The sequence below is a fragment of the Enterobacter cloacae complex sp. S1 genome, from assembly GCF_014930525.1.
GTDB classification, from domain to species: domain Bacteria; phylum Pseudomonadota; class Gammaproteobacteria; order Enterobacterales; family Enterobacteriaceae; genus Enterobacter; species Enterobacter hormaechei_C.
The window spans coordinates 121514-146799 of the sequence record NZ_JADBRE010000004.1 but is presented as its reverse complement, the minus strand read 5'-3'; the positions used below and the strand labels follow the sequence as shown (position 1 = coordinate 146799).

General features: G+C 56.4%; 27 protein-coding genes. 19 read left to right on the top strand and 8 right to left on the bottom strand.

Annotated elements, in window-relative coordinates; genetic code table 11:
- Nucleotides 1–168: 168 nt before the first annotated feature.
- Entirely contained in the window at nucleotides 169–972 is an 804-nt protein-coding gene (locus IM290_RS03180; RefSeq protein WP_017693937.1) for a DeoR family transcriptional regulator, read from the bottom strand.
- Nucleotides 973–1211: 239 nt separating this feature from the next.
- Here IM290_RS03180 and kbaZ point away from each other — a divergent pair, with 239 nt between their 5' ends.
- From kbaZ to IM290_RS03125, 11 genes are all read left to right on the top strand, one after another.
- A complete protein-coding gene (kbaZ, locus tag IM290_RS03175; RefSeq protein ID WP_193041859.1) occupies nucleotides 1212–2519 on the top strand; it encodes a tagatose-bisphosphate aldolase subunit KbaZ in 1308 nt (435 codons plus the stop codon).
- Nucleotides 2520–2538: 19 nt separating this feature from the next.
- Nucleotides 2539–3012, top strand: a complete 474-nt coding sequence (gene agaV, locus IM290_RS03170) for a PTS N-acetylgalactosamine transporter subunit IIB (protein ID WP_003861728.1) — start codon at nucleotides 2539–2541, stop codon at nucleotides 3010–3012.
- Between the two features lie 10 nt (nucleotides 3013–3022).
- Nucleotides 3023–3802, top strand: a complete 780-nt coding sequence (gene agaW / locus IM290_RS03165; RefSeq protein WP_003861730.1) for a PTS N-acetylgalactosamine transporter subunit IIC — start codon at nucleotides 3023–3025, stop codon at nucleotides 3800–3802.
- Nucleotides 3792–4670: a PTS N-acetylgalactosamine transporter subunit IID gene (gene agaE / locus IM290_RS03160; RefSeq protein ID WP_017693933.1), complete on the top strand. Its 879-nt coding sequence runs from the start codon at nucleotides 3792–3794 to the stop codon at nucleotides 4668–4670. The genes agaW and agaE overlap by 11 nt, the downstream gene beginning before the upstream one ends.
- Nucleotides 4671–4687: 17 nt before the next feature.
- Nucleotides 4688–5122 carry a PTS galactosamine/N-acetylgalactosamine transporter subunit IIA gene (gene agaF / locus IM290_RS03155; RefSeq protein WP_032104425.1) on the top strand — a complete coding sequence of 145 codons (435 nt, stop codon included), beginning with the start codon at nucleotides 4688–4690 and terminating at the stop codon, nucleotides 5120–5122.
- The gene (nagA, locus tag IM290_RS03150; RefSeq protein ID WP_017382442.1) at nucleotides 5119–6252 is read left to right on the top strand and encodes an N-acetylglucosamine-6-phosphate deacetylase; all 1134 of its coding nucleotides are present in this window, start codon (nucleotides 5119–5121) and stop codon (nucleotides 6250–6252) included. The genes agaF and nagA overlap by 4 nt, the downstream gene beginning before the upstream one ends.
- Nucleotides 6253–6498: 246 nt before the next feature.
- Nucleotides 6499–7644: an SIS domain-containing protein gene (locus tag IM290_RS03145; protein WP_032104421.1), complete on the top strand. Its 1146-nt coding sequence runs from the start codon at nucleotides 6499–6501 to the stop codon at nucleotides 7642–7644.
- Nucleotides 7645–7656: 12 nt separating this feature from the next.
- Nucleotides 7657–8529, top strand: a complete 873-nt coding sequence (gene kbaY, locus IM290_RS03140) for a tagatose-bisphosphate aldolase subunit KbaY (protein ID WP_032669107.1) — start codon at nucleotides 7657–7659, stop codon at nucleotides 8527–8529.
- 117 nt (nucleotides 8530–8646) lie between these two features.
- Nucleotides 8647–10218, top strand: a complete 1572-nt coding sequence (gene malX / locus IM290_RS03135; protein ID WP_017382443.1) for a maltose/glucose-specific PTS transporter subunit IIBC — start codon at nucleotides 8647–8649, stop codon at nucleotides 10216–10218.
- 12 nt (nucleotides 10219–10230) lie between these two features.
- Nucleotides 10231–11403, top strand: coding sequence for a MalY/PatB family protein (locus tag IM290_RS03130; protein ID WP_193041858.1), 1173 nt, complete (start codon nucleotides 10231–10233; stop codon nucleotides 11401–11403).
- Nucleotides 11404–11419: 16 nt separating this feature from the next.
- Nucleotides 11420–13309: an enterotoxin gene (locus IM290_RS03125; RefSeq protein ID WP_193041857.1), complete on the top strand. Its 1890-nt coding sequence runs from the start codon at nucleotides 11420–11422 to the stop codon at nucleotides 13307–13309.
- 20 nt (nucleotides 13310–13329) lie between these two features.
- Here IM290_RS03125 and IM290_RS03120 read toward each other — a convergent pair whose 3' ends face one another.
- Nucleotides 13330–14310: a Fic family protein gene (locus tag IM290_RS03120; RefSeq protein WP_193041856.1), complete on the bottom strand. Its 981-nt coding sequence runs from the start codon at nucleotides 14308–14310 to the stop codon at nucleotides 13330–13332.
- Nucleotides 14311–14315: 5 nt separating this feature from the next.
- Nucleotides 14316–15179, bottom strand: a complete 864-nt coding sequence (rsmI, locus tag IM290_RS03115) for a 16S rRNA (cytidine(1402)-2'-O)-methyltransferase (RefSeq protein ID WP_193041855.1) — start codon at nucleotides 15177–15179, stop codon at nucleotides 14316–14318.
- 61 nt (nucleotides 15180–15240) lie between these two features.
- On the opposite strand from rsmI, the gene IM290_RS03110 reads away from it, so the two are divergent.
- Genes IM290_RS03110 through dolP form a run of 4 tightly spaced genes read left to right on the top strand, consistent with a single transcriptional unit; the run spans nucleotide 15241 to nucleotide 18929 of the window.
- The gene (locus IM290_RS03110; RefSeq protein WP_063135406.1) at nucleotides 15241–17379 is read left to right on the top strand and encodes a penicillin-binding protein activator; all 2139 of its coding nucleotides are present in this window, start codon (nucleotides 15241–15243) and stop codon (nucleotides 17377–17379) included.
- On the top strand, nucleotides 17337–17732 hold the full coding sequence (locus IM290_RS03105; RefSeq protein ID WP_017382447.1) for a YraN family protein: 396 nt from the start codon (nucleotides 17337–17339) through the stop codon (nucleotides 17730–17732). Before IM290_RS03110 ends, IM290_RS03105 begins: the two co-directional genes overlap by 43 nt.
- 21 nt (nucleotides 17733–17753) lie before the next feature.
- The gene (gene diaA, locus IM290_RS03100; protein WP_003861754.1) at nucleotides 17754–18344 is read left to right on the top strand and encodes a DnaA initiator-associating protein DiaA; all 591 of its coding nucleotides are present in this window, start codon (nucleotides 17754–17756) and stop codon (nucleotides 18342–18344) included.
- A 9-nt stretch (nucleotides 18345–18353) separates the two neighbouring features.
- Nucleotides 18354–18929: a division/outer membrane stress-associated lipid-binding lipoprotein gene (gene dolP / locus IM290_RS03095; RefSeq protein WP_006812102.1), complete on the top strand. Its 576-nt coding sequence runs from the start codon at nucleotides 18354–18356 to the stop codon at nucleotides 18927–18929.
- Nucleotides 18930–18978: 49 nt separating this feature from the next.
- Here the strand turns inward: dolP and IM290_RS03090 are convergent, their stop codons facing one another.
- Both IM290_RS03090 and IM290_RS03085 read right to left on the bottom strand, forming a co-directional pair.
- Complete coding sequence (locus IM290_RS03090) at nucleotides 18979–20016, bottom strand: permease (protein WP_017693924.1); 1038 nt, start codon at nucleotides 20014–20016, stop codon at nucleotides 18979–18981.
- 40 nt (nucleotides 20017–20056) lie between these two features.
- On the bottom strand, nucleotides 20057–20701 hold the full coding sequence (locus tag IM290_RS03085) for an NAD(P)H-binding protein (protein ID WP_193041854.1): 645 nt from the start codon (nucleotides 20699–20701) through the stop codon (nucleotides 20057–20059).
- A 128-nt stretch (nucleotides 20702–20829) separates the two neighbouring features.
- Between IM290_RS03085 and IM290_RS03080 the strand changes: the two genes are divergently transcribed.
- Entirely contained in the window at nucleotides 20830–21348 is a 519-nt protein-coding gene (locus tag IM290_RS03080) for a type 1 glutamine amidotransferase domain-containing protein (protein ID WP_015571965.1), read from the top strand.
- Here IM290_RS03080 and IM290_RS03075 read toward each other — a convergent pair.
- A complete protein-coding gene (locus IM290_RS03075) occupies nucleotides 21328–21762 on the bottom strand; it encodes a YhbP family protein (protein WP_015571966.1) in 435 nt (144 codons plus the stop codon). The two genes, IM290_RS03080 and IM290_RS03075, sit on opposite strands and share 21 nt — an antisense overlap.
- A gap of 14 nt (nucleotides 21763–21776) precedes the next feature.
- On the opposite strand from IM290_RS03075, the gene IM290_RS03070 reads away from it, so the two are divergent.
- Nucleotides 21777–22106 carry a GIY-YIG nuclease family protein gene (locus tag IM290_RS03070; protein ID WP_003861768.1) on the top strand — a complete coding sequence of 110 codons (330 nt, stop codon included), beginning with the start codon at nucleotides 21777–21779 and terminating at the stop codon, nucleotides 22104–22106.
- On the opposite strand, the gene IM290_RS03065 is transcribed toward IM290_RS03070, so the two are convergent.
- Both IM290_RS03065 and IM290_RS03060 read right to left on the bottom strand, forming a co-directional pair.
- Nucleotides 22093–22596 (bottom strand): GNAT family N-acetyltransferase, encoded by a 504-nt coding sequence (locus IM290_RS03065; protein ID WP_015571968.1) that lies wholly within the window; start codon nucleotides 22594–22596, stop codon nucleotides 22093–22095. The genes IM290_RS03070 and IM290_RS03065 overlap by 14 nt on opposite strands.
- Nucleotides 22590–23114, bottom strand: coding sequence for an SCP2 domain-containing protein (locus IM290_RS03060; protein WP_063405147.1), 525 nt, complete (start codon nucleotides 23112–23114; stop codon nucleotides 22590–22592). The genes IM290_RS03065 and IM290_RS03060 overlap by 7 nt, the downstream gene beginning before the upstream one ends.
- A gap of 221 nt (nucleotides 23115–23335) precedes the next feature.
- Between IM290_RS03060 and IM290_RS03055 the strand changes: the two genes are divergently transcribed.
- Complete coding sequence (locus tag IM290_RS03055; RefSeq protein ID WP_193041853.1) at nucleotides 23336–24331, top strand: peptidase U32 family protein; 996 nt, start codon at nucleotides 23336–23338, stop codon at nucleotides 24329–24331.
- Nucleotides 24332–24338: 7 nt separating this feature from the next.
- Complete coding sequence (locus tag IM290_RS03050; RefSeq protein WP_023295495.1) at nucleotides 24339–25217, top strand: U32 family peptidase; 879 nt, start codon at nucleotides 24339–24341, stop codon at nucleotides 25215–25217.
- Nucleotides 25218–25286: the final 69 nt, after the last annotated feature.

Here is a 25286-nt window from a genome sequence, read left to right as displayed (position 1 = left end):
CCTGCGCCTCGCCCCGGCCTCCAGGAAACGCCTCAGCGATTTACAGCCGGACCGAGGCATCGCTGAAAGCCCTCAGTTATTCTGAGGCAACGTTATCGCTTTTGCTTTCAAATTACTGGGGAACCCTCTCCCTATGGGGAGAGGGTTAGGGTGAGGGGAAAAGCCTCTTTAGACCAGCACCACATCGATCCCGCTTTTGCGTAATCCTTCAAGGCTTTCCGCCGGAATGCCTTCATCAACGATAATCATGTCGATCCGCTGAGTATCAATGATTTTATGCAGGCTTGAACGATTAAACTTGCTGGAGTCAGTGACAACGATAATACGCTCCGCCACCTCGCACATTTTGCGGTTCAGACGGGCTTCATCCTCGTTGTGCGTACTTACCCCCCGGTCGAGATCGATGGCATCGACGCCCAGGAACAGCAGGTCAAAATGGTAATTCTGTAAGGACTGCTCCGCCTGGTCGCCGTAGAAGGACTGCGACTGACGGCGCAAGTGCCCGCCGGTCATCAGCAGCTCCACGCCCTCCGCTTCCAGCAGCGCGTTTGCCACGTTCATCCCGTTGGTCATGGCAATGACATCGGTGTGCTGGCGCAGCATGCGGGCAATTTCAAAGGTTGTGGTGCCGGAGTCCAGAATAATGCGGTGACCCGGCTTCACCAGTTCAGCCGCCGCCTGCGCGATGCTGCGCTTCACTGCCGTATTAAGGGAACTTTTGTCCTCAACGGACGGCTCCACGCCGGGGGCATTGCCTTCGCAAATCAGCGCGCCGCCGTAAGCGCGAACGGCAATCCCCTGCTTTTCCAGAAAGGCCAGATCGTTACGGATCGTCACCGTCGACACGCCGAATAAAAGAGAAAGATCGTTAACCTGCACGCTTCCCTGCGCCCGCAACCGCTGAATGATCTGCTCTCGCCTTTCACTGGTGCCGGTGATGCGCTTCTCTGCGGATGAATCGGTGCTGCTCATACGAGCTCCTTAGTAAATACACTTTCGTTTCATTTCGTTTTGCTTATTAACGCCTTTCTTTTGAGGGAATGCAAGCCCTGTATGGTGTGCGGACGCAAGCTTAATCGCCGCTGAAACCTTTCATTATGTTTCTTTTGTGAAACAGATCGGAAAACTATTATCTTTCGTTTTATTTTTACCTCACCATAATGCAGTATCAAATGAAACAAAACGAAAGATGAATACCAACACCATCCGAAATGGAGAGGAAAGTGAAACATCTGACAGAAATGGTGGAACAACATAAACGGGGGAATACAAACGGGATTTATGCCGTCTGTTCCGCACATCCACTGGTACTTGAAGCTGCACTACGTTACGCCCATTCACAACAGACGCCCCTGCTGATAGAAGCCACCTCAAACCAGGTGGATCAGTTTGGCGGTTATACCGGTATGACGCCCGCCGATTTTTATGGGTTTGTCTGCAAGCTGGCGGGATCTCTTGGTTTCCCCACCTTGCAGCTGATCCTTGGCGGCGATCATTTAGGTCCAAACCGCTGGCAAAACCTGCCGGCTTCGCAGGCGATGGCGAACGCCGACGATCTGATCAGAAGCTACGTGGCGGCCGGATTTAAAAAAATTCACCTCGATTGCAGCATGTCCTGCGAAGACGACCCGGTTCCGTTAACCGATGCAATCGTTGCCGGGCGTGCCGCTCGGCTGGCTAAAATTGCCGAAACCACCTGTCTCGAGCAATTTGGCGTAGCCGATCTGGTCTACGTTATCGGCACGGAAGTTCCGGTTCCCGGTGGGGCACACGAGACGCTGACCGAGCTTGAGGTCACCACGCCAGAGGCGGCACGCGCCACGCTTGAGGCACACCGCCACGCATTCGAGAAGGAAGGGTTAAGCGACATCTGGCCGCGCATTATTGGCCTGGTGGTTCAGCCTGGCGTTGAGTTCGACCATGCGCAGGTTTGTGACTATCAACCGCATAAAGCCGTCGCGCTGAGCGAGATGGTTGAAGCCTACGACACGCTTGTATTTGAAGCACACTCTACCGATTACCAGACGCCGCAGGCGCTGCGCCAGTTGGTGAAAGATCACTTCGCCATTCTGAAAGTCGGCCCTGCGCTAACCTTCGCGCTGCGCGAAGCGCTGTTCTCACTGTCAGCAATTGAAGAAGAGCTGCTGCCGGCAAAAGCCTGCTCAGGGCTGCGTCACGTCCTGGAAAACGTGATGCTCGATCGCCCGGAATACTGGCAAAGCCACTATCACGGCGACGGCAATGCCCGTCGCCTGGCGCGCGGTTACAGCTATTCCGACCGCGTGCGCTATTACTGGCCAGACAGCCAGATTGACGACGCCTTTGAGCGGCTGGTACGCAACCTGGCGGATGAACCGATCCCGCTGCCGCTGATCAGCCAGTATCTGCCGTTGCAGTACAGCAAAGTTCGCGATGGCGCTCTCAGGTCCACACCACGGGAACTCATCCTCGACCACATTCAGGACATACTCCAGCAGTACCATGCCGCCTGCGAAGGCGTAACGACTCAACACGCATAATTAAAAAGAGGAAAACGCTATGCCAAACATTGTCTTATGCCGCATTGATGAACGCCTGATCCACGGTCAGGTGGGCGTACAGTGGGTGGGGTTTGCGGGGGCGAACCTGGTGCTGGTGGCAAATGACGAGGTTGCAGACGATCCGGTTCAGCAAAACCTGATGGAGATGGTGCTTGCGGAAGGCATCGCCGTGCGTTTCTGGTCCCTGCAAAAAGTGATCGACAACATTCATCGCGCCGCCGACCGGCAGAAAATTCTGCTGGTCTGTAAAACACCGGCTGATTTTTTAACGCTGGTCGAGGGCGGCGTGCCCATCACCCGTATTAACGTCGGAAATATGCATTACGCCAGTGGCAAACAGCAAATTGCCAAAACGGTATCTGTAGACGCGAACGATATCGCCGCGTTTAACGGCCTGAAGGCGGCCGGAGTGGAATGCTTCGTTCAGGGCGTTCCAACAGAGACTGCTTTGGATCTCTTTAAACTGCTCTGAGGGATTCACAATGGAAATCAGTCTGTTGCAGGCTTTCGCGCTGGGGCTTCTCGCCTTTATAGCGGGCCTGGATATGTTTAACGGCTTAACACACATGCACCGTCCGGTGGTGCTCGGGCCACTGGTTGGCCTGATTCTGGGCGATTTGCACACCGGAATTCTGACCGGCGGTACGTTAGAACTGGTCTGGATGGGACTCGCGCCGCTGGCGGGCGCGCAGCCGCCAAACGTGATTATCGGCACCATCGTTGGCACCACATTTGCCATTACTACAGGCGTGAAGCCGGATGTCGCCGTTGGGGTCGCCGTGCCGTTTGCCGTGGCGGTTCAGATGGGGATCACCTTCCTCTTCTCGGTGATGTCCGGCGTGATGTCCCGTTGCGATCGCATGGCGGCTAACGCAGACACCCGTGGTATTGAACGGGTCAACTATCTGGCACTGCTGGCGCTCGGCGTCTTCTACTTCCTGTGTGCATTTCTGCCCATCTACTTCGGGGCTGAACATGCGAAAACCGCCATTGACGTGCTGCCGGAACGTCTGATCGACGGTCTCGGCGTCGCGGGCGGCATCATGCCAGCGATCGGCTTCGCCGTGCTGCTGAAGATCATGATGAAAAACGTTTACATCCCTTACTTCATTATCGGCTTTGTCGCCGCGGCCTGGCTGAAACTCCCGGTGCTGGCGATTGCCGCGGCTGCGCTGGCGATGGCGCTGATCGACCTGCTGCGCAAATCGCCTGAACCCACGGCGCCTGCGGCCCAGAAAGAGGAATTTGAAGATGGCATCTAATCACACCACCCTGCCGGGCGTGTCTGAAAGTGAAGAGACACTGCTGACCGGCGTGAATGAAAACGTCTACGAAGACCAGAGTATTGGCGCTGAGCTAACGAAAAAGGATATTAACCGTGTCGCCTGGCGTTCCATGCTGCTACAGGCCTCGTTTAACTACGAGCGTATGCAGGCCTCCGGCTGGCTGTATGGGCTACTGCCCGCGCTAAAAAAGATCCACACCAATAAGCGGGACCTGGCGCGCGCCATGAAAGGCCATATGGGCTTCTTTAACACCCACCCGTTCCTGGTGACCTTCGTCATCGGCATTATTCTGGCAATGGAGCGTTCCAAGCAGGATGTGAACAGCATCCAGAGCACTAAAATTGCCGTCGGCGCACCGCTCGGTGGCATTGGTGACGCCATGTTCTGGCTGACCCTGCTGCCCATCTGCGGGGGGATTGGCGCCAGCCTGGCGCTACAGGGATCCATTCTTGGCGCGGTGGTCTTTATCGTGCTGTTTAACGTGGTGCATCTCGGCCTGCGTTTTGGTCTGGCGCACTATGCCTACCGAATGGGTGTCGCCGCGATCCCGCTGATCAAGGCCAACACCAAAAAGGTTGGTCATGCTGCGTCCATTGTCGGGATGACAGTGATTGGTGCGCTGGTGGCAACCTATGTGCGCCTGAATACCACACTCGAGATTAAAGCCGGGGATGCGGTCGTCAAACTGCAAACCGATGTGATCGACAAACTGATGCCCGCCTTTCTGCCGCTGGTCTACACCCTGACCATGTTCTGGCTGGTACGCCGTGGCTGGAGCCCGCTGCGCCTGATTGGTATCACCGTGGTGCTGGGCGTTGTCGGTAAATTCTGTCACTTCCTGTAAAAAGCAAAGAGGTTGCGATGTTAGGCATTATTTTGACGGGTCACGGCGGTTTTGCCAGCGGGCTGGAACAGGCGATGAAGCAAATCCTCGGCGAACAGCCGCAGTTTATCGCCATCGATTTTCCGGAAAGCTCCACCACTGCGCGGCTGACCGGGCAGCTTGAGCAGGCAGTGAATGAACTGGATGCAGAGCACGATATTGTGTTTCTCACCGATCTTCTCGGCGGTACGCCGTTTCGTGTGGCCTCTACCCTCGCAATGCAGCGCCCCGGCAGCGAAGTGATCACCGGCACCAATCTCCAGCTTTTGCTGGAGATGGTTCTGGAGCGCGACGGGTTAAGCAGTGAAGCCTTTCGTTTGCAGGCGCTGGAGTGCGGCCATCGCGGCCTGACCAGCCTGGTGGATGAACTTGCACGCTGTCGCGAGGAAGCGCCCGCCGAGGAAGGGATATGAGCCAGCTGCTGCGCGCGCGTCGTCTGCTTACCGGGCAGGGCTGGCTGGATGACCATCAGCTGCGTATGGATAGAGGCGTCATCACCGCCATCGAGCCGATTCCGGCAGGGGTTAATACCCGCGAGGCAGACCTGCTTTGCCCGGCATACATTGATATCCACGTCCACGGCGGCGCGGGTGTGGATGTGATGGATGATGCGCCCGACGTGCTGGACCGGTTAGCCATGCACAAAGCGCGTGAAGGCGTGGGGGCGTTTCTGCCTACCACCGTCACCGCTCCGCTGGAGGCGATCCATGGCGCGTTACGGCGCATTGCCCGGCGCTGTCATGCCGGTGGCCCCGGCGCGCAGATCCTGGGCAGCTATCTGGAAGGCCCGTACTTTACACCGCAGAACAAAGGGGCGCACCCGCCAGAACTGTTTCGCGAACTGGATCTCGCGGAACTTGATGAGCTGATTGCGGTTTCGCAGAACACGCTGCGGGTGGTGGCGCTTGCTCCGGAAAAAGTGGATGCCCTGAAGGCGATCCATCACCTCAAGCAAAAAGGGATACGCGTCATGCTGGGCCACAGTGCCGCTACATACGCGCAAACCCTCGCCGCATTTGATGCAGGCGCAGCCGGGCTGGTGCACTGCTACAACGGCATGACGGGGTTACACCACCGGGAGCCCGGCATGGTTGGCGCCGGGCTTACGGACCCACGCGCGTGGCTGGAGCTTATTGCCGACGGGCATCACGTTCATCCTGGAGCCATGCGGCTATGTTGTTGCTGCGCGAAGGATCGTACGGTACTGATTACCGATGCCATGCAGGCGGCGGGTATGCCTGATGGGCGCTATACGTTGTGTGGTGAAAATGTCGAGATGCAGGGCGGCGTTGTCCGCACGGCCTCAGGCGGGCTGGCGGGCAGCACGCTCGCGCTGGATGCCGCCGTGCGAAATATGGTGGAGCATACGGGGATCGCCCCAGAAAACGCAATCCATATGGCCTCGCTGCATCCTGCTCGTCTGCTCGGTATGGATCACCTGCTGGGAACGTTAGCGCCAGGCAAACGCGCCAATGTTCTTGCGCTGGATGCGGGTTTACACCTCCGGCAGATCTGGATCCAGGGTCAGGCTCTTTCCCTGTAGCCCCTTCACAGTGTGCCCTGTTGGCCTTACGGAAGACGATCGTAAGGCCTTTCTTTTCCTTTCCTTGATTTTCGCCTTTCCTTTCGCGATCACACTTTTCGTTTTATTTCTTTTTCGCCATTGAACTTTCGATTTCTTTTCTATAAATTTTATTTAACTGCTAAAGTGAACAAGTGAAACGAAACGAAAGATAGCGACACATTTGCCAGCGTCTGATGTGGAATTCACACGACTAAGGACTGAGTTATGCCACAAACCACTATCGCCACCACCGGCACCTGGACCGAAAAAGAGATCCGCCAGCAGCCAGCCAGCTGGCTTCGCTCGCTCAACAATATTGATAATCTGCGCGCGTCGATCGACAGTTTTCTGACGCCACTGTTGCGCAAGCCCGATCTGCGGATCGTTCTGACCGGCGCGGGTACGTCTGCTTTTATCGGCGACATCATTGCGCCATGGCTTGCCAGCCACACGGGGAAAAACATCACCGCGATACCTACGACCGATCTGGTCACCAACCCGATGGATTATTTCAGCCCTTCGCACCCGCTGCTGCTGGTCTCTTTCGCCCGTTCTGGCAATAGCCCGGAGAGCGTCGCCGCCGTTGAGCTGGCGAATCAGTTTGTACCGGAGTGCTACCACCTGTCGATCACCTGTAATGAAGCAGGCAGCCTGTACCAGAATGCCGTCGACAGCGATAACGCCTGCGCCCTGCTCATGCCAGCCGAAACGCACGATCGCGGGTTCGCGATGACAAGCAGTATCACCACCATGATGGCGAGCTGCCTGGCGGTATTCGCACCGGAAACGATCAACAGCAAAACGTTCCGCGACGTGTCCGATCGCTGTCAGGCGATCCTCACGTCGCTTGGCGATTTCAGTCCCGGCGTCTTTGGTAACGAACCGTGGAAACGCATTGTTTATCTGGGCAGCGGTGGATTACAGGGCGCCGCACGGGAGTCTGCGCTGAAGGTGCTGGAGCTGACCGCCGGCAAGCTGGCGGCATTCTACGATTCGCCAACAGGTTTCCGTCACGGGCCTAAGTCGCTGGTGGACAACGAAACGCTGGTCGTCGTGTTTGTCTCCAGCCATCCGTACACACGTCAGTACGATCTGGATCTGCTCGCCGAATTGCGACGCGATCGTCAGGCCATGCGCGTGGTAGCCATTGCAGCCGAAACGGATCCGGTCATTGAAGCTGGCCCGCATATCCTGCTGCCGCCTTCCCGTTCATTTAACGATATGGAGCAGGCGTTCTGCTTCCTGATGTACGCCCAGGTCTTCGCACTGACCCAGTCTCTGCACGTTGGCAATACGCCGGATACGCCATCCGCCAGCGGTACGGTTAACCGTGTGGTCCAGGGCGTCGTTATTCATCCGTGGCAGGCTTAAGAGGACAGGCTCATGAGTATTATTTCTACCAAATATCTTTTGCAGGACGCACAGGCGAAGGGCTATGCCGTTCCGGCCTTTAACATCCATAACGCCGAGACGATCCAGGCGATCCTCGAAGTCTGTAGCGAAATGCGATCGCCGGTGATCCTCGCGGGTACGCCGGGGACGTTTAAACATATTGCGCTGGAAGAGATCTACGCCTTGTGCAGCGCATATTCCCTTACTTATGACATGCCGCTGGCGCTACACCTCGATCACCACGAATCGCTGGACGACATTCGCCGCAAAGTCCATGCCGGCGTACGTAGCGCAATGATCGACGGTAGCCATTACCCCTTCGAACAAAACGTCAAGCTGGTGAAATCGGTCGTCGATTTCTGCCACCTCAACGACTGTAGCGTCGAGGCCGAACTGGGCCGACTGGGTGGGGTGGAAGATGACATGAGCGTCGACGCCGAAAGCGCGTTCCTGACCGACCCGCAGGAAGCAAAACGCTTTGTCGAACTGACAGGCGTAGACAGCCTCGCCGTTGCCATCGGTACCGCGCACGGTCTCTATACCAAACGGCCAAAAATCGACTTCCAGCGGCTGGCCGAGATCCGCGAGGTAGTGACAGTGCCGCTGGTGCTGCACGGTGCGAGTGATGTGCCGGATGAGGATGTGCGCCGCACCATTGAGCTGGGCGTCTGCAAAGTTAACGTCGCAACAGAGCTGAAAATCGCCTTCTCTGACGCAGTCAAAGCCTGGTTTGCCGAGAACCCACAGGGCAACGATCCGCGCTTCTACATGCGCGTCGGCATGGATGCCATGAAAGAGGTGGTCAGAAGCAAAATCACCGTTTGCGGCTCGGCGAACCGGCTGCTGCTTGCGGCTGAAGCCTGAACCCATCGCGCATAACGTTAGTACCTAAAAAAATAACTATAAGCCTCGCAAATATGAAGGCGCGTCCTTAAGCCGGACAGCGCCTTCCATTATCCTAAAAAACCGAGGAGTCCCTACATGACACAGGAAAAGTCGTTTAAATCGAAAGCGTGGGAGTTTTTCCAGAGCCTGGGAAAGACGTTTATGTTCCCGGTCTCACTGTTGGCCTTTATGGGGTTGTTGTTAGGTATCGGTAGTTCTGTCACCAGCCCTTCCACCATCAAAAGTTTTCCCTTTCTGGGCGGCGAGTTAACGCAGCTCACCTTTGGTTTTATCGCCATGGTCGGCGGCTTTGCTTTTACCTATCTGCCGCTGATGTTTGCCATGGCGATCCCGATGGGCCTTGCCAGACGTAATAAAGCGGTGGGCGCTTTTGCCGGATTCGTTGGCTACATGCTGATGAACATGAGCATCAACTACTACCTGACCGCCACCCACCAGCTTGCGGATGCCGCCACCATGAGACAGGTGGGACAATCCATTGTGCTTGGCATTCAAACGCTGGAGATGGGCGTGCTCGGCGGCATTGTGGTAGGGGTGATCACCTACTTCCTGCACGAACGTTTCCAGGACACGGTGCTGCACGACGCGTTTGCCTTCTTTAGCGGCATTCGTTTTGTGCCCATCATTACCGCCCTCACCCTGTCGCTGGTCGGCTTGTTTATCCCCCTGCTGTGGGAATATGTGGCAATGGGCATTGCCGGGATTGGTCATATCATCCAGAGCACCAGCGTCTTTGGGCCATTCCTGTATGGCGTGGGCGTACTGCTGCTCAAACCTTTTGGCCTGCACCACATCCTGCTGGCGATGGTGCGCTTCACCCCGGCGGGCGGCATTGAGATGGTTAACGGCCAGGAAGTGGCCGGTGCGCTGAACATTTTCTACGCCGAGCTGAAAGCTGGCCTGCCGTTTAGCCCGCACGTTACGGCATTTTTATCGCAAGGGTTTATGCCGACATTTATCTTCGGCCTGCCTGCCGTGGCTTACGCTATCTACCGCACCGCGCGCCCGGAAAACCGTCCGGTGATTAAAGGGCTGCTGCTTTCAGGCGTGCTGGTTTCAGTTGTCACGGGTATTTCAGAGCCGATTGAGTTCCTGTTCCTGTTTATTGCCCCTGTGCTTTACGCGTTTCATATCGTTATGTCTGGCCTGGCGCTGATGGTGATGGCGCTGCTCGGCGTCACCATCGGCAACACCGACGGCGGCATTCTGGATCTGCTGATCTTCGGCGTCATGCAGGGGATGTCGACCAAATGGTATCTGCTGTTCCCGGTGGGTATTGCCTGGTTTGCTATCTACTTCTTCGTCTTCCGCTGGTACATCCTCAGGCACGATATTAAAACGCCGGGCCGTGAGGTTGACGCGCAGGGTGCGCTCCAGGCGGTGGAAGCCAATACCCGGGCACGTGGAAAATCGAAATACGATCATGGGCTTATTCTTCGCGCGCTTGGCGGTAAAGAGAATATTGAGTCGCTCGACAACTGCATTACCCGCTTACGTCTGGTGGTGAAAGATATGGGGCTTATCGACCAGCAGGCGCTGAAGGCCGCGGGCGCCTTGTCAGTAGTAGTGCTTGATGCCCACAGCGTTCAGGTGATCATCGGCCCGCAGGTGCAGAGCGTCAAATCCGGCATTGAAGCCTTAATCTAACAGGGGGTTGTTGTGTTTGATTTCGATAAAATCATCGAGCGTAAAAGCGATAAATGCCGTAAATGGGATCATACGTTTGTGTGCTCGCGTTTCGGTGATGTCCCGGAGGGATTTATCCCGCTGTGGATAGCAGATATGGATTTCACCTCGCCACCCGCCGTGATTGAAGGCTTCCAGCGCATCGTGGAGCATGGCACCTTCGGTTACACCTGGTGCTTCGACGAATTCTACGATGCGGTCATCGCCTTCCAGCGCACCCGTCATCAGGTTGAGGTACGTAAGTCATGGATCACCCTGACCTACGGCACCGTTTCCACGCTGCACTATACGGTTCAGGCGTTCTGCAAACCCGGCGACTGCGTGATGATGAACACCCCGGTGTATGACCCGTTTGCGATGGCGACACAGCGACAGGGAGTGCAAGTACTTGCAAACCCGCTAAGTGTGGAAAATAACCGCTATCACCTTGATTTTAATCGGGTGGAAGAGCAGCTCCGAACACACCGCCCCACCCTGTGGTTCTTCTGCTCGCCGCATAACCCCTCCGGCAGGATCTGGCGCGCGGATGAGATACGCAAGGTATCCGATCTCTGTAAACGCTACGGCACGATTCTGGTGGTCGATGAGGTTCACGCAGAACATATTCTCGATGGCAATTTCGTGAGCTGTCTGACCTCCGGCTGCGCCGAGCTGGACAACCTGATTGTGCTGACCTCCCCCAATAAAGCCTTCAACCTTGGCGGGCTAAAAACATCCTACTCAATGATTCCAGACGATTCGCTGCGCCAGCGTTTCCGCCAGCAGCTGGAGAAGAACTCCATTACCTCGCCCAATATCTTCGGCGTGTGGGGAATTATTCTGGCTTATCAGCAAGGTCTGCCATGGCTCGACGCGCTGAATGGTTATCTGCGCGGCAATGCCCGCTACCTTGCGGATGCCATCCAGACCCATTTCCCTGCATGGAAGATGATGAACCCGGAGTCGTCGTATCTCGCCTGGATAGACGTCAGTGCGGACGATCGCAGTGCGACGGCGCTAACTCAACATTTCGCAAAACAGGCTGGCGTGGTCATTGAAGATGGCAGCCACTACGTACAAAACGGCGAAAACTACCTGCGTATTAACTTCGGCACCCAGCGCTACTGGCTGGAACAGTCCATCAACCGAATGCTGAAGCATTACTGATAAGGATCTTACCCCGATGAAAAAAATGCTCACTCTCTCGCTGCTGGCTCTCTGTTTTTCTCATGGTGCGGCAGCAGCAAACTACGCGCTCAGTAACGACAATATTGCCCTTTCGTTTGATGATGCAAACGCAACGGTAGTGGTAACGGACAGCAAAGCTAACCATCCGCTCACGCCCCAGGAGTTGTTCTTTCTGACGCTACCGGATGAAACAAAAATCCACACCGCTGATTTCAAAATCAAGCACGTCGAAAAGCAGGACAATGCGATAGTCATCGACTTTACGCATCCGGATTTTAACGTAACGGTGAAACTGAACCTGGTGAAGGGAAAATACGCCAGCATCGGCTACACCATCGCCGCCGTCGGGCAGCCCCGGGACGTAGCGAAAATTACCTTCTTCCCGACGAAGAAGCAGTCTCAGGCACCTTACGTTGACGGGGCGATTAACAGCTCGCCAATCGTGGCCGACTCGTTCTTCATCCTGCCAGACAAACCGATTGTGAATACTTACGCTTATGAAGCCACCACGAACCTCAACGTGGAGCTGAAAACGCCAATTCTGCCTGAGACACCGGTTAGTTTTACCACCTGGTTCGGCACTTTCCCGGAAACTAATCAGCTGCGCCGCAGCGTAAACCAGTTTATCGATGCCGTGCGTCCACGGCCTTATAAGCCTTACCTGCACTACAACAGCTGGATGGACATCGGCTTCTTTACCCCTTACTCCGAGCAGGATGTCATTGGGCGGATGGACGAATGGAATAAAGAATTTATTGCCGGACGCGGGGTGGCGCTGGACGCGTTCCTGCTGGACGATGGCTGGGACGATCGCACCGGACGCTGGCTGTTTGGCCCGGCATTCAGCAACGGTTTTGGCAAAGTCAGGGAAAAAGCCGACAGCCTGAATAGCTCGGTTGGGCTGTGGCTTTCTCCGTGGGGCGGATACAACAAGCCGCGCGATATTCGCGTCTCGCATGCAAAAGAGTATGGTTTCGAAACCGTAGACGGCAAGCTGGCGCTGTCGGGGCCGAACTACTTTAAAAACTTTAACGATCAGATCATCAAGCTGATCAAAAACGAGCACATTACCTCGTTCAAGCTCGACGGAATGGGTAACGCCAATTCGCATATCAAGGGCAGCCCATTTGCATCGGATTTTGACGCGTCCATTGCCCTGCTGCACAACATGCGCAGCGCAAATCCAAACCTGTTTATCAACCTGACCACCGGCACCGACGCCAGCCCGTCCTGGCTGTTCTATGCTGATTCAATCTGGCGTCAGGGCGATGATATCAACCTGTACGGCCCCGGCACGCCAGTGCAGCAGTGGATGACCTACCGCGATGCCGAAACCTGGCGATCCATCGTGCGTAAAGGTCCGCTGTTCCCGCTGAACTCACTGATGTACCACGGGATCGTCAGCGCAGAGAACGCTTACTATGGACTCGAGAAAGTGCAAACAGACAGCGATTTTGCCGATCAGGTCTGGAGCTACTTTGCAACCGGAACTCAGCTTCAGGAGCTGTACATTACGCCGTCCATGCTGAATAAGGCGAAGTGGGATACCCTGGCGCAGGCGGCGAAATGGTCGCGTGAGAATGCCAGCGTGCTGGTGGATACTCACTGGATTGGCGGGGACCCAACTTCGCTTGAGGTTTACGGCTGGGCCTCATGGAGTAAAGACAAAGCGATTTTTGGCTTACGCAACCCATCGGATAAGCCGCAACGTTACTTCCTGGATTTAACCAAAGATTTTGAGATCCCGGCAGGAGAGCGTTCGCAGTTTACCCTGAAAGCCGTGTACGGCAGTAATTCGACCGTACCAGAGGAGTATAAAAACGCTGTGGTGATTACGCTGCAACCGCTGGAAACGCTGGTGTTTGAGGCGATGCCGGGGAAATAAAAAAAAGTACAGCTGGCAGGTTAAGCCATGACCTGCCAGCTTCCCCCTTTCCTTGCCCCCAGGCGTTTTAATTTACCTTTTGTTTGCAAAGAACGGAGATAACGTTCCGCGGTGCGGGAAGTCACGCCCAATACAGAGGCCAACATCACCGCAGTCATTTGCGGTTGAACGGTAAGCAGTTCAAGGATAGTGTGTTCCTTTTCCGACAACTTTTCCGACATTTTTTCCGACATGGCGGATGTCATATTGATGCCTTCCCGCAAAGCTTCGGCCAAATTTTGCAACATAAACGCCACGAATGCCGTGCAATCACTGGCCCGATCACATTGTCCTAAAATCTGATAATAGCGCGCTTGCTGGAAGTGAATGAGTGTTTCAACGGGCAGCCATGCAAGTTCTGCACGCCACTGGCTTAAGATCAACGTTTGCCACAGCCGCCCCATGCGGCCATTTCCATCCGAAAAGGGATGAATAAATTCAAACTCGTAGTGAAATACCGAACTGGCAATCAGCGGGTGAAGATCGGTTTGCTTAAGCCAGGAAAGAAGATCGCCGATGAGGCGGTTCATCTGTGAGGCTGGCGGAGCCATGTGAACTAACTGGTTTCCACGGTACACCCCTACGTCCCCATTTCTGAGCTTTCCGGGATGATCGACCAGACCCATCATTAATAATCGGTGTGCACTGAGTAAGTCATTGAGCTTCCAGGGCTTCCATTCGGGCAATTTCTCATATGCCAGGATAGCATTGCGTACTTCCTGAATATCTTTTTCAGGTGCAAGCACGCGTTTGCCATCCATAATTGCCGTCACCTGCCCTGTCGTCAGCGAGTTGTGCTCAATGGCTAGCGATGCCTGAATGGTTCGAATACGGTTCTCTTTACGCAGGAGTGGCGAAGTTCTGCCTGAATGTGCAGCCCAATGTCCCAATAGTTCACCAATCTCAACCACCTGATTGAGGATAAAGGGTGTGATGGTGAAAGGAGGCTGATAGCGGCTCATTTGGCTTACTCCCCCTGCTGCTCCAGCGCATATTTATACAGCGCATTTTTCTTCACGCCGTGGATCTCCGCCGCCAGCGCCGCCGCTTTTTTCAGTGGGAGTTCAGTCTGTAGCAGAGCCAGCGTACGCAGCGCATCGGCAGGCAGAGCGTCTTCCTGCGCTTTGTGGCCTTCAACAATCAGCACCATTTCGCCCTTGCGGCGGTTTTCATCCTCTTTCACCCACGCCAGCAGTTCGCCAACCGGCGCACCGTGAATGGTTTCCCACGTTTTGGTCAGCTCGCGCGCCAGCACCACATAGCGGGCTTCGCCCCAGACGGTCACCATATCTTCCAGGCTTTCCAGCAGACGGTGGGTTGATTCGTAGAAGATCAACGTACGCGGTTCAGCTTCCAGATCCTTTAACACATCGCGACGGCCTTTGGATTTAGCAGGCAGGAAGCCTTCGTAGCAGAAACGATCGGACGGCAGACCCGCAGCGCTTAACGCCGCAATCGCCGCGCACGGCCCCGGCAGCGGCACAACGCGGATGCCTGCTTCCCGGCAGGTGCGTACCAGATGGTAGCCCGGATCGTTGATCAGCGGCGTTCCCGCATCGGAGACCAGCGCGATGTTCTGCCCTTCTTTAAGCTTCGCCACCAGCGTTTCGGCTTTTTGTTGCTCATTGTGATCGTGCAGGGCAAACAAACGGGCGTTGATGGCAAAGTGTTGTAGCAGTAAACCGGTATGACGGGTGTCTTCAGCCGCAATTAAATCAACAGCTTGCAATACGGTGAGCGCACGTTGGGTAATATCAGACAAATTCCCGATAGGAGTAGGTACAATATAAAGCTGGCCTTGAGAATTATCTGCCGTTTCGTGTTGTTTCATTGTTTCGTCCGTATTGCCGATTTAATATTGAGCATTGCGTAAAAAAATCACTGGATACAGTATGGTACCGTTAACGTTTCTTCGAAAAAAAGCCGCGCACAGCGTGCCCCTCCTGCTGGCAGCCCTGATCTTTACCGGCTGCGGCACCCAGGCACCTGACCAGAGCACTGCTCATATGCAGGGATCCGCTCAGGCTGATTCTGGCTTTTATCTGCAACAAATGTCGCAGAGTACAAATGATACCAGGATCAACTGGCAATTACTCGCCATTCGTGCACTGCTGAAAGAAGGGAAAACCCAGCAGGCCGCCGAGCTGTTCAGCCAGCTGCCGCAGGATCTTAACGACACTCAGCGCCATGAGCAGACGCTGCTGTCGGCAGAACTGAAGGTCGCGCAAAAAGATTACGACGGCGCGAAGAAGATCCTCGGCACCATCGATCTCAGCACGCTGGATAAAAACCAGCAGGCCCGTTTCTGGCAGGCCGGTATCACCGCTGAGCAGGGTCGCCCTTCCCTGACGCTACTCCGCGCGCTGATTGCCCAGGAGCCTCTGCTCGCGGGTGCGGACAAGCAAAAAAATATTGACGCAACCTGGCAGGCGCTCGCCTCCATGACCCAGGATCAAGCCAAGGCGCTGGTAATCAACGCCGATGAAAATGTCCTGCAAGGCTGGCTGGATCTGCAACAGATGTGGTTCAACAACCGCAGCGATCCGAACATGCTGAAAGCCGGCATTACCGACTGGCAAAAGCGTTACCCGCAAAACCCGGGAGCGAAAATGCTGCCAACGCAGCTGGTGAACGTGCAAAACTTTAAGCCCGCCTCCACCAGCAAAATTGCCCTGCTGCTGCCGTTAAACGGTCAGGCAGCGGTGTTTGGTCGCGCCATTCAGCAAGGTTTTGAAGCCGCGAAAAACGGCACCACCGCCGTCAGCGGCAGCGCGGTTCCGGCGCAGGCTGCACAGGCGGCGAATGTGAATGACGTTGTCAGCCCGTCCGCCGCCGAAACCAGCGACCTGACCACCGCGCAAACCCCTGCGCAGGGCACCATGCAGAATCCGGTTACCGCCCCAACGACGCAGCCTGCTACCCCAGCGCCTGCGGCAACACAGGCCCCGGCTGAAGCACCGGTGCCCGCGACGGCAGAACAACCTCAGCCGCAAACCGCGCAGCCGGAACAGCAGCCAGCAACCCAGCCGCAGGCTGTGGCCACCACCAGCGCTAATCCTGGTGCAGAGTTGAAAATCTACGACACCAGCGCCCAGCCGCTTGACCAGGTGCTGGCGCAGGTTCAGCAGGACGGGGCCAGCATCGTTGTCGGCCCGCTGTTGAAAAACAACGTGGAAGCGCTGATGAAGAGCAACACCACGCTGAACGTGCTGGCGCTTAACCAGCCTGAGCAGGTTCAGAACCGCGCCAATATCTGTTACTTCGCCCTCTCTCCGGAGGATGAAGCCCGCGATGCGGCCCGCCATATTCACGAGCAGGGCAAGCAGGCGCCGCTGCTGCTGATCCCACGCAGCACGCTGGGCGATCGCGTTGCCAACGCGTTTGCGCAAGAGTGGCAGACCCTTGGCGGTGGCGTGGTGTTGCAGCAGAAATTTGGCTCAGCTTCCGAACTGAGAGCGGGCGTGAACGGCGGGGCAGGTATTGCCCTCAACGGTAGCCCGGTATCCGCCAGCCTGCCGCAGCAGCAGAGCGTCACCATCGGCGGTCTGACGATCCCGGCACCACCTACCGACGCGCAAATCAGCGGCGGCGGTAAAGTGGATTCGGCGTACATCGTCGCTACGCCGGAAGAGATCGCCTTTATCAAACCGATGATCGCCATGCGTAACGGCAGCCAGAGCGGTGCAACGCTCTACGCCAGCTCACGCAGCGCACAGGGTACCGCAGGCCCGGATTTCCGTCTGGAAATGGAAGGACTGCAATACAGCGAGATCCCCATGCTGGCAGGCAGCAACCCGCAGTTGATGCAGCAGGCGCTGGGCGCGGTGCGCAATGACTATTCCCTGGCGCGTCTGTACGCGATGGGCGTCGATGCCTGGGCGCTGGCAAACCACTTCACCCAGATGCGTCAGGTACCGGGCTTCGAGCTTAACGGGAATACCGGCGATCTGACCGCCGATCAGGATTGTGTGATTAACAGGAAGTTATCATGGCTCAAATACCAGCAGGGGCAGATTGTCCCGGCCAGTTAAGCCGTAAACAGACCGGCGACGCGTGGGAGTTAAAGGCGCGTCGCTGGCTTGAAGGCAAAGGACTGCGCTTTGTCGCCGCCAACGTTCGCGGGCGCGGCGGCGAGATTGACCTGATCATGAAAGACGGTCAGACCATCGTGTTTGTTGAAGTTCGCTTCCGACAGTCGTCCCGTTTTGGCGGTGCTGCCGCCAGCGTGACGCTCGCCAAACAACAAAAATTATTACAGACTGCCCACTTGTGGCTTGCCCGCCATAATGGGAGTTTTGATACTGTGGATTGCCGTTTCGATGTGGTAGCCTTCACCGGAAATGCGATCGACTGGCTTAAAAACGCGTTTGGCGAAGACGCATAAATAAGATTTTAAAGGGATACCGTGCTCGAACGAATTAAAGTGTGCTTCACAGAAAGCATTCAAACGCAGATTGCCGCGGCGGAAGCCCTTCCGGACGCGATCTCGCGTGCAGCGATGACGCTGGTTCAGTCGCTGCTCAACGGCAACAAAATCCTCTGTTGTGGCAATGGCACGTCCGCCGCCAACGCACAGCATTTTGCTGCCAGCATGATCAATCGCTTCGAAACCGAGCGCCCGAGTTTACCTGCCATTGCACTAAACACCGATAACGTGGTCTTAACTGCGATTGCCAACGATCGTCTGCATGACGAAATCTACGCCAAGCAGGTGCGCGCCTTAGGCCATGCCGGAGACGTGCTGCTGGCGATCTCCACGCGCGGTAACAGCCGGGATATCGTTAAAGCGGTTGAAGCGGCAGTGACCCGGGATATGACGATTGTCGCCCTGACCGGTTACGACGGCGGTGAGCTGGCTGGCCTGCTGGGGCCGCAGGATGTGGAGATCCGCATTCCTTCGCACCGTAGCGCCCGCATCCAGGAGATGCATATGCTCACGGTGAACTGCTTATGCGATCTGATCGATAACACGCTTTTCCCTCACCAGGATGATTAAGGAGTTCTCATGAAGGTTTTATCGGCCCTTGCAGTCGTGATGTCTGCATTACTGCTTCAGGGATGCATCGCTGCCGCTGTAGTCGGCACCGCAGCGGTCGGCACCAAAGCAGCGACCGATCCGCGCACCGTTGGGACGCAGGTGGATGACGGTACGCTTGAGCTGCGCGTAAACAGTGCGCTGTCGAAAGACGAGCAGATCAAGAAGGAAGCACGCATCAACGTGACGGCTTATCAGGGCAAAGTGCTGCTGGCAGGCCAGGCACCAAATCCTGAACTCGCCTCGCGCGCCAAACAGATTGCGATGGGTGTGGAAGGTACGGCGGAAGTGTTTAACGAGATCCGCCAGGGCCAGCCGATTGGTCTCGGCACCGCGTCATCTGATACCTGGATCACCACCAAAGTGCGTTCCCAGCTGCTGGGTACCGACCAGGTGAAATCCTCAAACGTGAAAGTGACCACGGAGAACGGCGAAGTGTTCCTGCTGGGTCTGGTGACGGAACGTGAAGGGAAAGCGGCGGCGGATATCGCCAGCCGGGTGAGCGGCGTGAAACACGTCACCACCGCCTTTACTTACATTAAGTAATTACCACCTGACTACAGGCCCGGTAAGCGCTAGCGCCACCGGGCTTTTTTCACACAAGCGCCATACTCCCCACAATAACTCCGCTCAACGCCACCAGCCCCGCAGTCAGCCACAGCGCTTTCGCCGGGAATGACTTACGCAGCATGATAAGCGACGGCAGGCTCACCGCCGGCAGCGTGATGAGCAGCGCCAGCGCCGGTGCGGTCCCCATACCAGCCATCATCATGGTCTGAATAATCGGGATCTCCGCCGCGGTTGGGATCACAAACAGGCACCCGGCCACCGCCATCGCAATCACCCACATCAGCGTGTTGTCGATAGCGCCATCCGCATGCGGGAACAGCCAGACGCGCGCCGCCCCCAGCACCAGTACGGCCAGGATATAGACCGGAATGGTGCTCCAGAAAAGCTGCCACAGCGCTTTGCCCCAGCGAGCAAAGAAATTGCCCTGCGGCTCGCTGACGTCCAGCTCAACGGAGGCAGGCCCGGCCTCGTTGTCTTTCACCAGGTGCTGCACCAGCGTAGCGACAAGCACCACCGTCAGCAGGCCAGCCGCCAGACGGATAAACGCGAAATGCCAGCCGAGAACGAAGCCCATAAATACCAACGTTGCCGGGTTCAGCAGGGGGTTACCCATCCAGAAGGCAAGCGCGCCGCCCATCGACACGCGCTGTCGGCGCATACCCGCCGCCACCGGTGCGGCGCAGCAGGAGCACATCATGCCCGGCAGGGAGAAAATCGTCCCCAGCAGCGTGCCCTGCAAGCGCGGCTGTCCCAGGGTTTTCACCAGCCAGTTACGCGGGATAAGTACCTGAATCAGCGAGCCCAGCAATACGCCCAATACCGCCGCTTTCCAGACGGCAAGAAAATAGACCATGGCGTAATCCCACGCCGCGCGTAGCGGGCTGGAATCGGCCTGCGCGAGAATCGATTTACCGATGCTGTGGGTGTCGGCGGCGGTGAAGGCTTTACCGTAGTACGGCTGCCATTTCACATACCAGAGGCCAATGATGACCACGAGAAAGAAGAGTGCGGGCTTCCACCACTGAACAGGTGTTGCCGCCTGAGATGAAGACTGACCAGTCATACCATTCCCCGGAAGGTGTTATTTAATAAGCCGGGGAAGTTTACGCCTCGCCCTGCGCGATTTCACGCAGTTTTGCCGAAGGGATAATATTAACCCCCTCCTGCGACGGAGCCAGCGCCTCTTTTAGCATCGCCAGCGCGACATCCCGCGCCTCGATGGACTTCCAGTTACCCGGCAGAATGCGAAACAGCGGAGCGAAAATAGACTCGTTAAAACGACGTTCGTCACGGTGCCCCATCAGCATGGAAGGCCGCGCGATGGTCAGGCGCTCCCATTTCTGCGCGATTAACGCCTCTTCCATTTTGCCCTTCACCTGGTTGTAAAAAAACGGCGAGCCTGCGTTCGCGCCGTGCGCGCTGACTACCAGGAAATGTTTTGCGCCCAGCTTTTTCGCCGTCAGAGCGGTATCCACTACCAGTGTGTAATCCGCATGGACAAAAGCTCCTTTACTGCCCGCTTCCCGTCGGGTGGTGCCAAGGCAGCAAAAGGCGATATCAATGGGATCCTGCACCTGCGCCAGCGCGTCGGTGAGCTGTGGATCGTGCGGGTTATAGACGCCGGTGATATCCAACAGCGGGCGACGCGTCGGGGCGGCGATATAATTGATATGCCGATCCTGGATCAGCAGCCGCAGCAGATGTCCACCCACCAGCCCGGTTGCGCCGGTAATCAGTACCTGACTCATCTTATCCCCTTTACAGAATTGTCCGTTTGCGTTCTGGGCCTGCTCTACCACACTTAAAAGTCTGTTACCGGTAAGTATTTACCACAAACGGGAAAAAAACAGTCTGAAGCGAAAACAACGGAGGAAGCATGGGTAAAAAAATTGCAGTCTTGATTACCGACGAGTTTGAAGATTCAGAATTTACGTCGCCAGCAGAGGCATTCCGCAAGGCGGGCCACGAGGTGGTCACCATCGAGAAAGAAGCGGGTAAAACCGTGAAGGGCCATAAGGGCGAAGCCAGCGTGACCATTGACGAATCCATTGATAACGTCAGCCCGTCGGATTTCGACGCCCTGCTGTTACCGGGCGGTCATTCACCGGATTCCCTGCGCGGAGACGAGCGTTTCGTCACCTTTACCCGTGACTTCGTCGGCACCGGTAAACCGGTATTTGCCATTTGCCACGGTCCGCAGCTGCTGATCAGCGCCGAGGTGGTACGCGGGCGTAAGCTCACCGCGGTGAAGCCGATCGTTATCGATCTGAAAAACGCGGGAGCCGAGTTCTACGATCAGGAAGTGGTGAACGATAACGATCAGCTGATCACCAGCCGTACACCGGACGATCTGCCGGCGTTTAACCGTGAAGCGCTACGCCTGCTCGGCGCGTAACCAGTGCAGCTTCTTGCCAAAGCCCAGGGTGTTGTCGGTAAATTTCAGCTCATCAAGGCGGATTTCCCACACCGGGGCTTTTAGCGCCGCGGCCACCGGGAAGCGGCGCGTATAGCGTTTACGTTGCGCGTCGCTCTCCTCACCTTCCAGGCGACGAATTTCGCCTTTAAACTGGACCCCGCGGATCAGCGCAACGGTTTTAGGCTGACCGTTTACCGTGCCCGCCACTTTTGCCCGCTGGCCCGTCATCTGCGCATGCCGCGTTTTATCTTCGCTCATCACGTAAAAGGCCACGCGCTCGGGATCGTAGTAATAAAAGGCATTTGCGCACCACATCTCCTCGTCTTTACAGACGCACCAGGTCACGACATGCTGCTTTGCCAGCCAGCGGTTAATGGCGGCCAGTGTTTCCATTTTCGCTCTCTCTCATGCTATGGTGCGTTCACCTTAACATACTGAATCTGTTTACCGTGTGCTGGTTTCTCTATCTTGTCCGAACCGCTGATAACGCACTCTACACCGGGATCACTACCGATGTGGCACGGCGTTTTTTACAACATCAAACGGGGAAAGGGGCGAAGGCACTGCGGGGGAAAGGTGAACTTCAGTTAGCGTTTTCAGCCGCCGTGGGCGACCGATCCCTGGCGCTCAGGCTGGAATACCGCATCAAGCAGCTGACGAAGCGCCAGAAAGAGCGTCTCGTCAACGGGGACGGCTCTTTCGAGGCGCTACGCGAAAGCCTGCTTAAAAACGATTGAAATGATCGTGATACTCCACCAGACCGGTAACGCCGTCGAGCGCATCATCCGCCAGAGGATGCACCAGGAAAGATGTTTCCGTGCCCGGCCAGTGGCAGCGCAGATCGTATCTGGACGCTGGCTTAAAACCTAAACGTTCGTAGAACGCCGGATCGCCCAGAACGACGACCGCGGCATAGCCAAATTCATTCAGTGAATCCAGCCCTTCATAGACCAGCTGGCGCGCCAGGCCCTGGCCACGGTAGTTTTCATCCACCGCCAGCGGCGCCATGCCGACCCACTGTAACTCTTCACCCTGCACAATCACCGGGCTGAAGGCCACGTAGCCGACCACCTGCCCTTCATCGTCGGTGGCAACCAGGCCCAGCGTAATCAGGCCATCTTCGCGAAGATCGTGAACCAGTTGGGCTTCGGCGTCGCCTGCAAAAGAGCGGCGTAACAACGCATCGATACCCGGCGCATCAATCCCAATTTCGACTCGAATCAGCATGGCTCACCTACTGAAGTGTGTTTACTGTCCGGCGGGGTTTTTAGCCCGGCCTCAACGAAATCTGCCATTTGCATCAACATCATACGCAGCGCTTTCGGCATCTGCTCCAGCTCAATGGCATCCATTAAATTTTTGACGTACAGACCGAGCTCCGTGTCGCCTTCAATCACCAGACGACGCTGGAAGAAGAGCGTGTCCGGATCCTGTTTGCGCGCGGCAATCATCAGCAGATCGCTGGCATCCGCGCTAAAGCTGACATCCACCTCGGCGGTTTCACGGACGATCAGCCGATCGTTCTCAACGGAAGTAAACCAGCGCAACCCGATATCGCGCACTTCAATCTTTAACCAGCGGCCTTCCAGAAACTCCAGCTCACCGTCCTGTAGCGCCTGGCGGAACTGCCAGCTCAGTACCTGTTCCAGCACCTGGCGTTTAAGCGCGAACGGCGCCAGTTTTACCGGCACGCTCAGCATTGATGGACCAAATTGTACGAGACGTGAACGCAGTTTATCCAGCACGAGCTTTACTCCCTGATAGCTATAGTCCTGCTATTTTGCCATATCCCGACAAGAAGATAGCGGCGTAAATCAACAAACCGTTGTCCGGTATACCTCATTATTGGTGCCATCAATACGCCATTAGCTGCCTTAAATCAAAAATTGTCGCGTATGGGTTAATTAAAATCCCAGCTCGTTAACATTTTTTACGATCCCTGCGATCGACAACATCGGGATAAATTATGGAGCTGCTCTGCCCTGCCGGAAACCTTCCGGCGCTTAAGGCGGCCATCGAAAATGGGGCCGATGCGGTCTATATCGGGCTGAAAGATGATACCAACGCCCGCCATTTTGCGGGTCTTAACTTTACGGAGAAAAAGCTTCAGGAAGCCGTTAACTTCATTCACCAGCACCGGCGCAAACTGCACATCGCCATCAATACCTTTGCCCATCCTGATGGCTATGCCCGCTGGCAGCACGCCGTGGATATGGCGGCCCAGCTGGGCGCCGATGCGCTGATCCTGGCCGACCTCGCCATGCTTGAGTATGCGGCAGAACGTTATCCGCATATTGAGCGCCACGTCTCTGTTCAGGCATCGGCCACCAATGAAGAGGCCGTGCGTTTTTATCATCGACACTTTGACGTAGCCCGCGTGGTGCTGCCGCGCGTGCTTTCTATTCATCAGGTTAAGCAACTGGCGCGCGTCACGCCAGTGCCGCTGGAGGTTTTTGCCTTCGGCAGCCTGTGCATCATGGCCGAAGGCCGCTGCTATCTTTCTTCCTATCTCACCGGGGAATCGCCAAATACCGTCGGCGCCTGCTCGCCTGCCCGCTTCGTTCGCTGGCAGCAAACGCCGCAGGGACTGGAGTCACGCCTGAATGACGTGTTAATTGACCGCTATCAGGACGGTGAAAACGCGGGGTATCCGACACTGTGTAAGGGCCGCTATCTGGTGGACGGCGAGCGCTACCACGCGCTGGAGGAGCCCACAAGCCTCAACACGCTGGAATTGCTGCCGGAACTGCTGGCCGCCAATATTGCCTCGGTGAAAATCGAAGGCCGCCAGCGCAGCCCGGCCTACGTGAGCCAGGTGGCGAAGGTGTGGCGTCAGGCCATCGACCGCTGCATGGCGGACCCGCAAAACTATGCTCCACAAGCGGCCTGGATGGAGACGCTCGGCGCGATGTCTGAAGGCACCCAAACTACGCTCGGCGCGTACCACCGTAAATGGCAGTGAGATAATCATGAAATATTCATTAGGGCCGGTGCTTTACTACTGGCCAAAAGAGACGCTGGAAGATTTTTACCAGCAGGCGGCTAACAGCAGCGCCGATGTGATTTACCTCGGCGAAGCGGTGTGCAGCAAGCGCCGCGCCACCAAAGTGGGCGACTGGCTGGATATGGCGAAAAACCTGGCCGGCAGCGGCAAGCAGGTGGTGCTCTCGACGCTGGCGCTGGTGCAGGCGTCCTCTGAACTGGGCGAGCTGAAGCGCTACGTCGAAAACGGTGAGTTCCTGCTGGAGGCGAGCGACCTGGGCGTGGTAAACCTGTGTGCCGAGCGTAAGCTGCCGTTTGTCGCCGGACATGCGCTGAACTGCTATAACGCGGTGACCCTGCGCCTGTTGCTCAAACAGGGGATGACCCGCTGGTGCATGCCAGTAGAGCTCTCCCGCGACTGGCTGGCCAACCTGCTCACACAGTGCGAAGAGCTGGGCATTCGCAACAAGTTTGAAGTGGAAGTCCTGAGCTATGGGCATCTGCCGCTGGCCTACTCTGCCCGCTGCTTCACCGCACGTTCCGAAGATCGCCCGAAAGACGAGTGCGAAACCTGCTGCATTAAGTACCCGAACGGCCGCAGTATGCTGTCGCAGGAGAACCAGCAGGTGTTTGTCCTCAACGGCATTCAGACCATGAGCGGTTACGTCTATAACCTCGGCAACGAACTGGCGTCAATGCACGGGCTGGTGGATATGGTGCGTCTTTCGCCGCTTGATACCGGCGTTTTCGCGATGCTGGACGCCTTCCGCGCCAACGAAAACGGCGCCTCACCGCTGCCGTTGACGGCAAACAGCGACTGCAACGGTTACTGGAGACGTCTCGCCGGGCTGGAATTGCAGGCGTAAAAAAGGCTCACTTTGTTAACAACGGTTATCATTTTTTAATGCAGTATTAAAGATTGACCGTCGACAAAG